The organism is Flavobacterium sp. UM26, assembly GCF_057922445.1.
This window is the reverse complement of sequence record NZ_JBVHCY010000002.1, coordinates 46,976-58,972: the sequence shown is the minus strand read 5'-3', so window position 1 is coordinate 58,972 and position 11,997 is coordinate 46,976. Positions and strand designations below refer to the sequence as shown.

The following is an 11,997-nucleotide window of genomic DNA, read 5'->3' as shown; positions in this document are numbered from 1 at the left end:
ATTTTCAGCTTAAAGTTTGTTTAGATAATCAAATACTTTATCGGTTGGCATTCCCATTACGTTAGTATATGACCCTTCTATTTTTGAAACCCCAATAAATCCAATCCATTCTTGAATTCCATAGGCTCCAGCCTTATCAAAAGGTTGGTAATTGTCTAAATAATATTGAATGGCTTCGTCACTCAATGCATTAAATGTTACTTTCGTGGTCTCAGAAATGATATCTGTTTTATTTTTTGTTTTGAAACATACAGAAGTGATGACCTCATGTGTGTTGTTTGATAACGACTTCAAGATTTCAAAGGCATCTTGGGTATCTTTCGGCTTCCCTAACGGACAATTTTTGTGCCAAACAATAGTGTCACTTGTAATCAGAAGGTCATTATCTTGTAATTCATCCTCGAATGCATTGGCTTTCAGTATAGATAGATAACTTGTTATTTCTTCACCTTTTAAAGTATCTGGAAAAACTTCTGCGACTTCTTTGAGACGAATTTCGAAATCTAAATCCAGATCTTTAAAAAACTGTTGTCTTCTTGGTGATCCCGAAGCCAAAATAATTCGATATTGCGCTAGTTTATTTTTAAGCATGGTGTTGAATATTGTACGTTAGAATGGGCAATAGAAAGAGTCCGAAAAACACAATCCATTTGAGAACAATGCTCAAGTGATGAAACTCAGTTTTGGTTTTAGCAGTTGCTATTTTGATGGTAAAATACAAAAAAGGAGCAATGATAAAAATTAAACTGTAAATAGTAATAAAATGTAAGTCATTCAAAACAAAGTATCGATACATATAAGTGAGGTATAAGCCGATGGGGATAAGACTCAAAACCGCTATCAATTTGGTAGTTTTTGAAATTCCTAAACGAATGGGCAAAGTGTTCATACCTTGATGGTCATCACCTTCAATATCCTCTAAATCTTTGGTTAGCTCACGAATCAAATGAAGCATAAAAGCAAAAAAGGCATAGTCAATTAGTATGCTGAAAATTTGTATCATTTGTTGCTGATTCTCTGCATTAGTCACTGGAAACAAATCAAAAATTCCAATAATCAATACGCTTAGGGCTAGTAGTAAGGCGACAATGATATTGCCAATCAGCAACATTTGCTTTAGTGTGGTTGCATAAAAGTAGAGAGCTGCTGCTATCAAAATAAATAATGCCGCAAAATTGGGTTTGTCAATAGCATTCGAAAGGTAAAAACCAATGCATACACCAATAATGGTTAAACCTGCATACAAGTTATATGCTTGCCCCTCTTTGATGGTTTTACCAATGATTACTTTTTCGGGTTTGTTGATGGCGTCAGTATCTTGGTCAAAAATATCGTTGATAACATAACCGCCAGCTGCAATAAAAAGTGTGGCTAAAACCAACATTACATACTGGAAGTCGGATAAAGCCAAGCTACAATTTTGTTCTTTCAAAAAACTGAATCGCAAAATCAACTGCATCAGGGCTAATAAAAGTAAGTTTTGATAACGTACTACTTGGAGGTATTTCATTGTTTTTGGACGGGTTTAGTTTTATAATCTGGGATTGGATTTTGATTCTGAAACTCAAGGATTATTTTTTATAGCTTCTATTTTCTAACTTATTACATCACGCTTCTAATCGTGTTTTCCATCAAAACTTTCCATCCATTTTCCTTGTACTTTCATCACTTGCTCAATGACGTCTCTAACGGCTCCCTTACCGCCATTTTTATGCGAAATATATTTTGAAATGGCTTTTATTTCTGGACTTGCGTCTTGCGGACAAGTTGGTAATCCTACCAATTGCATCACGTGATAATCAGGAATATCGTCTCCCATGTACAGAACGTTTTCGGGTGCGATACCATAAACATCGGTATATTCATCAAAAGTCGCTACTTTGTCAGGGGTGCCTAAATGAATGTCGGTAATGCCTAGATTTCTCAGGCGTACTCGAACACCTTCATTGCTTCCGCCAGAAATAATACAAACATTATAGCCGTTATCTACTGCTGCTTTTAGTGCGTAACCATCACGAATGTTCATCGTTCTTAGCATTTCGCCTGCGTTATTTACAAATACAGAACCATCAGTAAGTACGCCGTCTACGTCAAACACAAACGTAGTAATATCATTCATTATTTCTTTATAACTTTTTGCCATGATTTTGTATAGATTGGGTTAAGATTTTATATATAGTCGATTGATTTTCATTGGATAAAAAAGATTCATGCGCCGCTATGGTCGAAATATCATTGCGTTTGGCAGGTCCTGTTTGAGCTTCTTTTGGAGATAATGTCAGAAGTTTTTCGGCTGTTTCGAGGATTAAAGGTTTTAAAATGTCAAACGGAACGTGGTTTTCGTTACAGATGTCATTTCCTAGTTGGTATAAATAGTTGGTGAAATTATTTACAAAAACTGCTGCCACATGTAATGCTTTTCGTTGATGAGAGTTGATGGCGTGAACATTATCTGAAATGGCAGTTGCGACTTTCTCCAAAATGGGATAGTCCTCAGGTATAGAAGTTTCTAGACACATGGGAATTACTTTAAAGTTTACAGGTTTCCCTTTAGTGAACGTTTGCAGGGGATAAAAAACTCCTTTTCTATTTTTATCGTGCAAAAAGTCTAAAGGAGCCGCTCCAGAAGTATGAACAACCAAGCGGTTTTCAAATGGTAATTGTGCCGATACATGGGCAATAGCATCATCAGAAACGGCAATGATATAGACATCGGCCTCTTTCAAGTCGCTAAAATTTGAGATGATTTTTTTTGAATCCAATTGAGGGATTACTGTAGTTGTACTTCGGGCATAAACCTGTACAATTTCTATATCCGTTGTGGTTAGAAATGTCGAAATAAGATGTTGTGCTACGTTGCCAGCGCCAATAAGTGTTACTTTGATCATCTCGCAAAAATAGTGATTTTTTTATAGTGATAAAAGGGATTGTTTTGCTCAATATTTGACTTTTGGGTCGACATTTTTAGCGTTTTTTCGGAGTAATTCGAAGGCTTAATTTTAGATTAAATTAACAAGTGCGTTCGTTTCAAATCAACAATATTTAAGTACTTTTGCGACACTTTTACAAAATCAATTCATAATATAAATGGATAAAAAATACTACTCCTTTTTATTTTCAACTCGTTTGATGGCCGTTTTATTTATTGTCTACGCAGTGGCCATGGCAACAGGAACTTTTATCGAAAGTAAATACAATACTGATACAGCCAAAATATGGATTTACAATGCTTGGTGGTTTGAAGCAATTCATGTGTTTTTCTTGATTAACTTCTTCGGAAATATCAAAAGATATCAGTTGTTAAAGAAAGAAAAATGGGCGACGTTATTGCTGCATTTGGCTTTTATTTTCATTATCATTGGTGCGTTTATCACGCGTTACATTAGTTACGAAGGGATGATGCCTATCCGTGAAGGTGCTACAGAAAGTCGCATTTTTTCAGATAAGACTTTTGTTACCGTTTTTGTCGATGGTGAATACAAAGGAGAACCAAGACGTCGTACTTTTGAAGAACCGGTTTTGTTATCTCCGGTAACTGATAATAATTTTTCGATTTCTGATGAATTTGCCGATATTCCTTTTGAAGTCAACTACGAGAACTTTATCATGGGAGCCAAAGAATATATCAAACCCGATCCTAAAGGAGTTTTGTATCTAAAAATCGTAGAAGCTGGTGAAGGTGGGCGAGAAGAGCATTTCTTGAAAGAGGGCGAAGTACAAAATATTCACAACGTCTTATATGCTTTAAATAAATATACCGAAGGGGCGATCAATATTACAACTACGGGAAAAGAGTACACTATCCAAACCCCTTTTGAAGGTAACTTTATGCGTATGGCCGATAAGTTGCAAGGAAAAGTAAGCAAAGATGTGGTACAACCCTTGATGATGCGTTCCCTATATTCTATTGGCGAAAAGCGTATTGTATTTCCAGAGCCTGCAGTTAAAGGAATAATAGCTTATGAATCGAATAATGATTTTAAAGCAAAAAACCACGAAGATGCTTTAGAATTGAGTATTACTTCGCAAGGAAAGACTGAGAAACTAACTATTTTGGGTTCTAAAGGTAAAGTGGGCGAGCCTAAAACGGTTAAAATTGGAAAATTAGATTTTGCCATTTTTTATGGTAGTAAAGAATATCAATTGCCTTTCAAAGTAAAACTGAATGATTTTATAGCGACCAAATATCCTGGAACAGAAAAGAGTTATTCGGCTTTTGAGAGCCAAGTCACTGTTTTGGATGGCAAAGAAAATTTTGACGCACGTATTTATATGAATCATGTCTTGGACCATAAACAGTATCGCTTCTTTCAATCCTCTTTTGATCCTGATGAAAAAGGTACAGTCCTTTCAGTAAATCATGATTTTTGGGGAACCAACATCACTTATCTAGGATACTTTTTGTTGTATTTTGCTATGATGGCCATTTTATTTACCAAACATTCTCGTTTTGGTGATTTGAAAAGAAAACTAGATATAGTTAAGAACAAGAAAGCGAAACTTCTATCAATCTTCTTCTTGTTGTTTGGATTGCATGGTTTTGCACAAAATCACGACGGACATAATCATACAGATGGTGACGGTCATAATCACGAACAATCCGTGATGCATACCCGAAAAGCACCAACCGAAGCTGAATTGGATGCGCTGTTGAAAACCAATACAATCAAAGCAGAACATGCAGCTAAATTTGGACGATTGATTATTCAAGATGCTGGAGGAAGGATGAAACCTATCAATACGTTTTCATCTGAATTGTTGCGAAAAGTGAGCCATTCAGACACTTTTAAAGGAATGAATTCTGATCAGGTGTTTTTGTCTATGACACAATTTGCGAATATTTGGTTGGAAGTGCCTCTGATTTATATCACACCCAAAAACGATAGTATTCGCAAAATTATCGGAATTGATAGCAAAGATAAATTTGCTCCATTCATCAAATTTTTTGATGAAAAAGGAAATTATAAATTATCTCCTTATTTAGATGCAGCCTACAAAGCTGCTAACCCGAATCAGTTTGAAAAAGATTTTATCGAAACCGATAAAAAAGTTAACTTGATGGAATCGGCATTGAGTGGACGCATCTTGAAAATTTTCCCAATACCTAATCATGAAAATTCAAAATGGGTTTCTTACTTAGAGTTGAATGAAGCGGGATTGAAAGGTATGGATTCAACTTATACCAAAAGCATTTTGCCTTTGTATTTTGGTACGTTGAATAACGCCATTAAAACTCAATCTTATGACACCTCCGATGAATTGTTGGAAAGTATCAATGGATATCAAAAGAAGTTTGGCGCAAAAGTAAGACCTACCGAAGAAAAAATTGACCTTGAAATTGCATATAACAAGTATGATGTTTTTCAAAAATTACCGTATTTGTATTTATTTGCCGCAGTTATGATGTTAATTTTTACCATCATTCAAATATTTAAAGATAGAAAAGCGTTGCGCATCATAATTAATGGATTTCATGTTTTTATTGGAGTTTTGTTTGCTTTGCATACTGTAGGATTGATAGCTAGATGGTATATTTCTGGTCACGCACCATGGAGTAATGCATACGAATCCATTATCTATATTGCATGGGCTACCATGTTCTTTGGATTGGCTTTTGATCGAAAATCAAAACTAACTGTGGCTTCGTCGGCTTTCGTTACGGCAATGATTTTAGCAGCTGCTTATGCCAATTGGATTGATCCTGAAATTGCAAACTTACAACCAGTTTTGAATTCCTACTGGTTAATGATACACGTGGCAGTTATTGTTGCGAGTTATGGACCATTTGCGCTAGGTATGATTCTAGGATTTGTTTCTTTGTTACTGATTTTCTTTACTAATGACAAGAACAAAGCCAAAATGGATTTGAATATACAAGAGTTGTCCTATATCAATGAAATGGCATTAACTATTGGATTAGTAATGTTAACGATAGGAAACTTTTTGGGTGGCCAGTGGGCTAACGAAAGTTGGGGACGTTATTGGGGCTGGGATCCAAAAGAAACTTGGGCTTTAATCAGTATTATGGTGTATGCTTTTGTAATTCACATGCGATTCGTTCCTTCATTACGAGGAAAATGGGTGTTTAATTTGATGAGCATGTATGCGTTTCTTTCGATTTTATTCACATATTATGGGGTAAATTTTCACTTGGTAGGTTTGCATTCTTATGCGAGTGGAGAAGCAAAATCCTTGAGTTGGATTTGGTATTCTTTAGGAACGATTACATTCCTCGGAGCTTTAGCTTATCCAAAATATAAGAAGTATTACAAAAAGTAACGGTAAACAGTAACTTATTCTCAAAATCAGCTAATCGAAACATTAGCTGATTTTTTTTTTGTAAAAAATTAACTTTTGTTGATTTAATTTCGATGGTTTTGAAAACAAATAAATAGTTATTTTTATAAAAAAATTACAGTATGAAAAATTTAGTTTCAATAGTAAGCCTCGCATTACTATTTTTTAGTTGTCAAAATCAAGCACAAACCTCAAAAGTTAATTCTACAGTTATGACTACCAATCTTGCCAAAGAAACCATCTATCAATTTAAAGTAACTGATTTATATGGCGAAACCTTTGATTTTGCTACTTTAAAAGGCAAAAAAATCATGATTGTCAACACTGCTTCTAAGTGTGGTTTGACACCTCAATACAAAGATTTAGAAGCATTATATAAAGAGTATAGCAGCAAAGGATTTGTAATTGTAGGTTTTCCTGCCAATAATTTTGCTTCTCAAGAGCCTGGCACTAAAGAAGAAATTGCTACCTTCTGTCAGCAAAATTATGGCGTAACTTTCCCTATGATGGATAAAGTATCGGTTAAAGGAAGTGATATGTGTGCTGTGTACCAATTTTTGACTCAAAAAGCAAAAAACGGACTTAAAGATTCTGAAGTAGAATGGAATTTTCAGAAATACTTATTAAACGAAAAAGGGGAGTTAGTAGATGTTATTTCACCTAGAACTTTACCTACCGACCCAAAAATTGTAAATTGGATAAAAAGTTAGTTTGTTATTATAAATCTGTTTTTAGTAATTTAATTTGGAAAAGAGAGTTTGCTTTGCAAGCTCTTTTTTTTTGAAAGGTCAATCTTTTGGTGGTAAAAAAGAACCGCAGATTCACAAAATTTATTTTGCTAAAGCTGCGTTTCAATTCAAAACGATTAAAAAAATAATTTGTGACCCGAGCGATAGCGAATAGACAAAGTAATTTGCGGTAAAAATTACGATTCTTTGGCTATAACTTCTTTTACTGTAGCTTCATAATTTTTAATGCTTTTGGCTTTTTTGATATGCTTATGCACTTTATGCGGATTGGAAAAAAGTACCGAAAAGTACTCCCACAAATGATGCATTTTCAATAAAATATGAGTCGCACCAGATAAGGATTCGCTGTAGCCTTCGTATAGTGTGTCGTGAAACTGACGAAACACTTCCATTTTATTTTTTGGATATTCAAAAGTGTTGTTTTTGATCATATTGGGAAGAAATGGGTCTGCAATCAACCCGCGACCAATCATCCAGTGGTCGATACTCGGGAAACGTTGCTGCATCTTTTGAAATTGTGTCACCGAAGTGATGTCTCCGTTATAATATAGTTTATGTTTTGTATTGTCAATGCAGTTTTGAAACCCTTCCAAATCGACACCTCCTTTGTATACTTGTTTTCCTAAACGCGCATGAATGGCAATGTTTTTTATGGGATACTGATCCAAAATTGGAAGGACGTCCAATATTTCCTGTGGCGATTCGTAGCCTAAACGCATTTTCATCGAAACAATGATGTCTGTTTCGGTGTGCGCTCTGTCGAGTATATGATTGATTTTTTCGGTATTACTGATCAGTCCTGAACCCATACCAGATTTGGTGACCATCGGGTAGGGACAACCTAGGTTCCAATTGAGTTCTTTGTAACCCAATTCTTTTACATAGCGGGCAACAAATAAAAATTCTTCGGCATCGTTTGTGATTACTTGCGGAATTACTTCAAGTGTATTATTGTTTTCGGGGAGTAAATCTCTGTGATAGGAGTTTTTGATAACCAATTTTCCATTCAATCGAATGTAAGGTGAATAGAAAGTGTCGATACCGCCAAAATATTTTTGTTGTGCATTTCGAAATCGGTAATCGGTGAATCCTTGCAGAGGTGAAGAAAGCAATGTAAATCTCATAGTTGTAATAAAGCTGCAAAGATAAGTCATTCTAGTGGAAGGCGACTCATTAATTGTTTTTCTGTTTTAGCCACGAATTCACGAATTAATAAAATAAAGAGAAGCCGACAGATTACTCTAATTGTAATTATTCAGTTATTTTTTTAGAGATTAATTGCCTCCAACTTTAGTTGGAGGGGTTAAAATTTGAATGTTTCAATGGCTTTAGCCAAAATTAGTAGCTTTTATTTGGCTAAAGCCGATGCAATCAATCCTTTTAACTCCAGCTAAAGCTGGAGTCAATTGAAACTAGATGATACAACAATCTTAATAACTCCAGCTAAATTTAGAGTCAATTGAAAGGAAGAAAAAAAAATAGTCAATAGCCTTTAAATCAGTAAAGTAAAATTTGATTCGTGAATTCGTGGCTACACAAAATTGCTTTATTCCAAAATCAATTGCATGAATACCGAATGCAACCAACGATCAAATTTATAACCCGATTCTTTGATGATGCCCACAGTTTTGAATCCGAATTTTTCATGAAACAACACGCTACCTTGATTTTCTGCGTCGATAACCGCAATCATTGTGTGGAGTTTTTGGGCTTTGGCTAAAGTAATTAATTCTGCTAAGAGTAGGTTTCCAATTCCTTTTCCGTGGAATTCATTGGCAACATAAACAGAATGTTCGACAGTAAATTTATAGGCTTCTCTAAAACGAAACTCGCTGTACATTCCAAAACCAACCACTTGACCATTTGCTTCGGCTACGATTACAGGGAAGTTTTTGGCCAATTTATCCTCCAAAATCGCTTTTTGTTGTTCATATGTTCTGATGTTGTAATCATACAAAGCGGTTGAATGCAAAATATTATAGTTGATGATATCCAATATGACTTGAGTATCTTCGGTATGGTATGGGCGTATTGCTATTTTCATCTTAAAAATATTTCTATCCAAAAATAGCAAAAAATGATGCTATTTGAAGGAATTGGGCAGTCAAGTTTGTAACTTTGTACTTCAAGTTGAAGTAGTATAACTTCTAACTTTTTAACATCTAATTTCCAACTTCAAAAATGGTTTATCCCAAAATACCTTTAGCACAAAGCATACTTCAGATTTTTTTAGCCAAAGGAATTCAAACAATAGTTATCTCTCCAGGTTCTCGAAATGCCCCTCTAACGATTGGTTTTGCGGGTCATCCTGATTTTACTTGTTATAGCATTGCCGATGAGCGTTGCGCTGCATTTTTTGCCATGGGAATTGCCCAACAAACACAAAAACCTGTGGCTGTGGTGTGTACTTCTGGTTCGGCAGTACTGAATTATTATCCTGCATTTGCCGAGGCTTTTTATAGTCAGATTCCGTTGATTGTACTTTCTGCAGACCGTCCACAAAGCAAGATAGACATTGGTGACGGACAAACGATTCGTCAAGAAAATGTTTTCCTGAATCATTCGTTATACAATGCCAATTTAACCGAAGAGGCTTCTTTCGAGAATGATGTAAAAATCAACGAAGCGATTAACGCTTCTATTACTCAAAAAGGTCCCGTTCATATCAATGCGCCATTCGAAGAGCCATTGTATGAAACTGTTGAAACTTTTACAGTAAACGCTCATGTAGACGCAACCATTCCCGCTACAGTTGATAAGCCTTTGGGCGATTTGACACCTTTTGCGGAGATTTGGAATGCCTCCAAAAAGAAAATGATTTTGGTAGGCGTGAGTGGTTTGGATGCCAATGCGAAGTCGATTAATGTGATTGCGAATGACGATTCGATTATCGTGATGACTGAAACGACTTCGAATATTCATCATCCGAGTTTTGTCAATAATATTGATACAATCATTACGCCCTTTACAAAAGAAGATTTTGAGGAGTTTCAACCCGATATTTTGGTGACTTTTGGAGGAATGGTGGTTTCTAAACGCATCAAAGCTTTTTTACGAAACTACAAACCCAAACATCATTGGCACATCGATCCTTTGAGGGCTTATGATACTTTTGGTGCTTTGACGCATCATTTTGAAGTGCATCCGAATACCTTTTTTAGCGCATTTTATCCTTTGGCACAAAAGGTAAAGAGCACGTATTCTTCTCAATTGGCACACGTGAAATATTTGCGTAAGCAAAAACACGATTGGTATGTGTCCAAAATGCCGTTTTGTGATTTTATGGTTTTTGATAAAGTAATTTCGAATTTGCCTAAAAATTCACAGTTGCAAATCAGTAACAGTTCGGCCATTCGATACGCTCAGTTGATAGATATTGACCCATCAATTGAAGTTTTTTGTAACCGAGGAACCAGTGGCATCGACGGAAGTACGTCTACTGCTATTGGTGCGGCTGTTGCTAATGGAAAAACAACGGTTTTTATGGGTGGTGATATTGGTTTTTTCTATGATAGTAATGCCCTTTGGAACAATTATATTCCGAACGATTTTAAAATCATTCTCATCAATAATGGAGGAGGAGGCATCTTTAGAATCTTACCAGGACATAATGAAACTCCGGTTTTTAATACTTTCTTCGAAACCACACATCATTTAACAGCAGAGCATTTAGCCAAAATGTATGGTTTAGCATACAGCAAAGCAACGGATGCTGCAAGTTTAGATGAGGCAATTGCTACTTTGTTTCAACAAAATGAAAAACCTCAACTACTAGAAATTTTCACCCCAACAGTTGAAAACGATAAAATCTTATTGCAATATTTCAAAGAGTTGATTTAAAGAATTTTATAATGTTTATCTGTAGATATTGAAAATAAGTTCAAATTTTGATGATACAGAATATTTACATCACACCTGACAGGTTTCTAAAACCTGTCAGGCGTAAGTAAGACTTAGTATTTCAAAGTTTAATTAAAAAGAAGCATTGCAAAACGATGCTTCTTTTTTTTGTTTATGAAAACCTAACGTTCTATGCTAGCCCCGATGGCAGCGGCATCCTTGCTGTGCGGGGTTCGCACAGCAAGATATAGCGTACAGCGGGACGACTCGTGTGGTGCGCAAAAAACGAACTGCTCCTAGAAAACAGCAAGCTTATTGTATGAAAACGAAAGTGAATTAACCAAAAATCGAGGTTAGTACTGCGGCTAGTCTAAGTCCTGCATTGAGTAATTGTTTTTTGATGATTGGGGCTTGGGTGTCTACATAGGTTTCGGGAATGACATTGCTTTTGTAATCGTAGATGGTAGGTAAGTAGCTTCGAGATTCTTTGGCCCATTTTACAGTATTGATTTTGCCTAAGCGTTTGATTTGGTGTTTGGAATAAGTGTTGAGTGACAAGCAATCGCTTAGCGAAATGTTTCGGGCATTGATGATGCCGCTATCAAAAAAAGAATGCAGGTTGGTACCTTTTCCGTTGTAGTTTATTTGTTGGGTATTGCCGCCTTTGTCAGTACCAAAACCCACATGCAGCGGTTGGTGCAAATCGCCCACTAAGTGAAAAATGATGCAGATTTTCATTTTTACGTCTTCGTCGGAGAGGTTTTTGTAGTTTTTTAGTTCCTGTATGGTTTGTGTCAATCGGAAAATGATATTGTCACCTTCGTGGTTGACTACTTTTACACCTTTGTCAAAATTGACATAATGATAGGGCTTTAGATAGTCGTAAGAGTGGTCGTCGCGAAGTTCGTCCATCCAATTGGCGGCATCCTGAATAGAGCGTCCATTAAGGTATTTTGTCACTATGGCTTGAACGGAAGGGTCTAAATAGGTAAAGGCAATTTCGGCCACTAAGGCGTGCCCTTTTTTGCCCCAAGCAAAGCTCGATTGCGTGATGAATAAAGCGGTTAGTACTAGGAGTGTAATTTGTTTCTTCATGGGTTAAAATAATTTG

10 protein-coding genes are annotated in these 11,997 nt (G+C 35.9%); 3 read left to right on the top strand and 7 right to left on the bottom strand.

The features are described from left to right. Nucleotides 1-9: 9 nt before the first annotated feature. From ACZ1AQ_RS02640 to ACZ1AQ_RS02625, 4 genes are all read right to left on the bottom strand, one after another. The gene (locus ACZ1AQ_RS02640; RefSeq protein WP_489631400.1) at nucleotides 10-591 is read right to left on the bottom strand and encodes a Maf-like protein; all 582 of its coding nucleotides are present in this window, start codon (nucleotides 589-591) and stop codon (nucleotides 10-12) included. Then, nucleotides 584-1,510 (bottom strand): geranylgeranylglycerol-phosphate geranylgeranyltransferase, encoded by a 927-nt coding sequence (locus ACZ1AQ_RS02635; protein WP_489631399.1) that lies wholly within the window; start codon nucleotides 1,508-1,510, stop codon nucleotides 584-586. Before ACZ1AQ_RS02635 ends, ACZ1AQ_RS02640 begins: the two co-directional genes overlap by 8 nt. 105 nt (nucleotides 1,511-1,615) lie before the next feature. Further along, nucleotides 1,616-2,143, bottom strand: a complete 528-nt coding sequence (locus tag ACZ1AQ_RS02630; RefSeq protein ID WP_438059490.1) for a KdsC family phosphatase — start codon at nucleotides 2,141-2,143, stop codon at nucleotides 1,616-1,618. After that, complete coding sequence (locus ACZ1AQ_RS02625; protein ID WP_489631398.1) at nucleotides 2,127-2,888, bottom strand: Rossmann-like and DUF2520 domain-containing protein; 762 nt, start codon at nucleotides 2,886-2,888, stop codon at nucleotides 2,127-2,129. Before ACZ1AQ_RS02625 ends, ACZ1AQ_RS02630 begins: the two co-directional genes overlap by 17 nt. 199 nt (nucleotides 2,889-3,087) lie before the next feature. On the opposite strand from ACZ1AQ_RS02625, the gene ACZ1AQ_RS02620 reads away from it, so the two are divergent. After that, nucleotides 3,088-6,279 (top strand): cytochrome c biogenesis protein, encoded by a 3,192-nt coding sequence (locus tag ACZ1AQ_RS02620; protein WP_489631397.1) that lies wholly within the window; start codon nucleotides 3,088-3,090, stop codon nucleotides 6,277-6,279. A 140-nt stretch (nucleotides 6,280-6,419) separates the two neighbouring features. Then, nucleotides 6,420-7,007 (top strand): glutathione peroxidase, encoded by a 588-nt coding sequence (locus tag ACZ1AQ_RS02615; protein ID WP_489631396.1) that lies wholly within the window; start codon nucleotides 6,420-6,422, stop codon nucleotides 7,005-7,007. A 215-nt stretch (nucleotides 7,008-7,222) separates the two neighbouring features. Here ACZ1AQ_RS02615 and ACZ1AQ_RS02610 read toward each other — a convergent pair whose 3' ends face one another. Both ACZ1AQ_RS02610 and ACZ1AQ_RS02605 read right to left on the bottom strand, forming a co-directional pair. After that, nucleotides 7,223-8,170: a tRNA dihydrouridine synthase gene (locus tag ACZ1AQ_RS02610; protein WP_489631395.1), complete on the bottom strand. Its 948-nt coding sequence runs from the start codon at nucleotides 8,168-8,170 to the stop codon at nucleotides 7,223-7,225. A 422-nt stretch (nucleotides 8,171-8,592) separates the two neighbouring features. Next, nucleotides 8,593-9,090 (bottom strand): GNAT family N-acetyltransferase, encoded by a 498-nt coding sequence (locus ACZ1AQ_RS02605; protein ID WP_489631394.1) that lies wholly within the window; start codon nucleotides 9,088-9,090, stop codon nucleotides 8,593-8,595. A gap of 137 nt (nucleotides 9,091-9,227) precedes the next feature. Between ACZ1AQ_RS02605 and menD the strand changes: the two genes are divergently transcribed. Beyond that, nucleotides 9,228-10,886: a 2-succinyl-5-enolpyruvyl-6-hydroxy-3-cyclohexene-1-carboxylic-acid synthase gene (menD, locus tag ACZ1AQ_RS02600; protein WP_489631393.1), complete on the top strand. Its 1,659-nt coding sequence runs from the start codon at nucleotides 9,228-9,230 to the stop codon at nucleotides 10,884-10,886. A 336-nt stretch (nucleotides 10,887-11,222) separates the two neighbouring features. Here the strand turns inward: menD and ACZ1AQ_RS02595 are convergent, their stop codons facing one another. Beyond that, nucleotides 11,223-11,981 (bottom strand): S1/P1 nuclease, encoded by a 759-nt coding sequence (locus ACZ1AQ_RS02595; RefSeq protein WP_489631392.1) that lies wholly within the window; start codon nucleotides 11,979-11,981, stop codon nucleotides 11,223-11,225. Between the last annotated feature and the right edge of the window lie 16 nt (nucleotides 11,982-11,997).

Bases quoted from the DNA above. Each gene is read 5' to 3' on its own strand.
- ACZ1AQ_RS02620 (WP_489631397.1), top strand. From the start codon at position 3,088: ATGGATAAAAAATACTACTCCTTTTTATTTTCAACTCGTTTGATGGCC.
- ACZ1AQ_RS02630 (WP_438059490.1), bottom strand. From the start codon at position 2,143: ATGGCAAAAAGTTATAAAGAAATAATGAATGATATTACTACGTTTGTG.
- ACZ1AQ_RS02595 (WP_489631392.1), bottom strand. From the start codon at position 11,981: ATGAAGAAACAAATTACACTCCTAGTACTAACCGCTTTATTCATCACG.
- ACZ1AQ_RS02640 (WP_489631400.1), bottom strand. From the start codon at position 591: ATGCTTAAAAATAAACTAGCGCAATATCGAATTATTTTGGCTTCGGGA.
- ACZ1AQ_RS02635 (WP_489631399.1), bottom strand. From the start codon at position 1,510: ATGAAATACCTCCAAGTAGTACGTTATCAAAACTTACTTTTATTAGCC.
- ACZ1AQ_RS02625 (WP_489631398.1), bottom strand. From the start codon at position 2,888: ATGATCAAAGTAACACTTATTGGCGCTGGCAACGTAGCACAACATCTT.
- menD (WP_489631393.1), top strand. From the start codon at position 9,228: ATGGTTTATCCCAAAATACCTTTAGCACAAAGCATACTTCAGATTTTT.
- ACZ1AQ_RS02605 (WP_489631394.1), bottom strand. From the start codon at position 9,090: ATGAAAATAGCAATACGCCCATACCATACCGAAGATACTCAAGTCATA.
- ACZ1AQ_RS02610 (WP_489631395.1), bottom strand. From the start codon at position 8,170: ATGAGATTTACATTGCTTTCTTCACCTCTGCAAGGATTCACCGATTAC.
- ACZ1AQ_RS02615 (WP_489631396.1), top strand. From the start codon at position 6,420: ATGAAAAATTTAGTTTCAATAGTAAGCCTCGCATTACTATTTTTTAGT.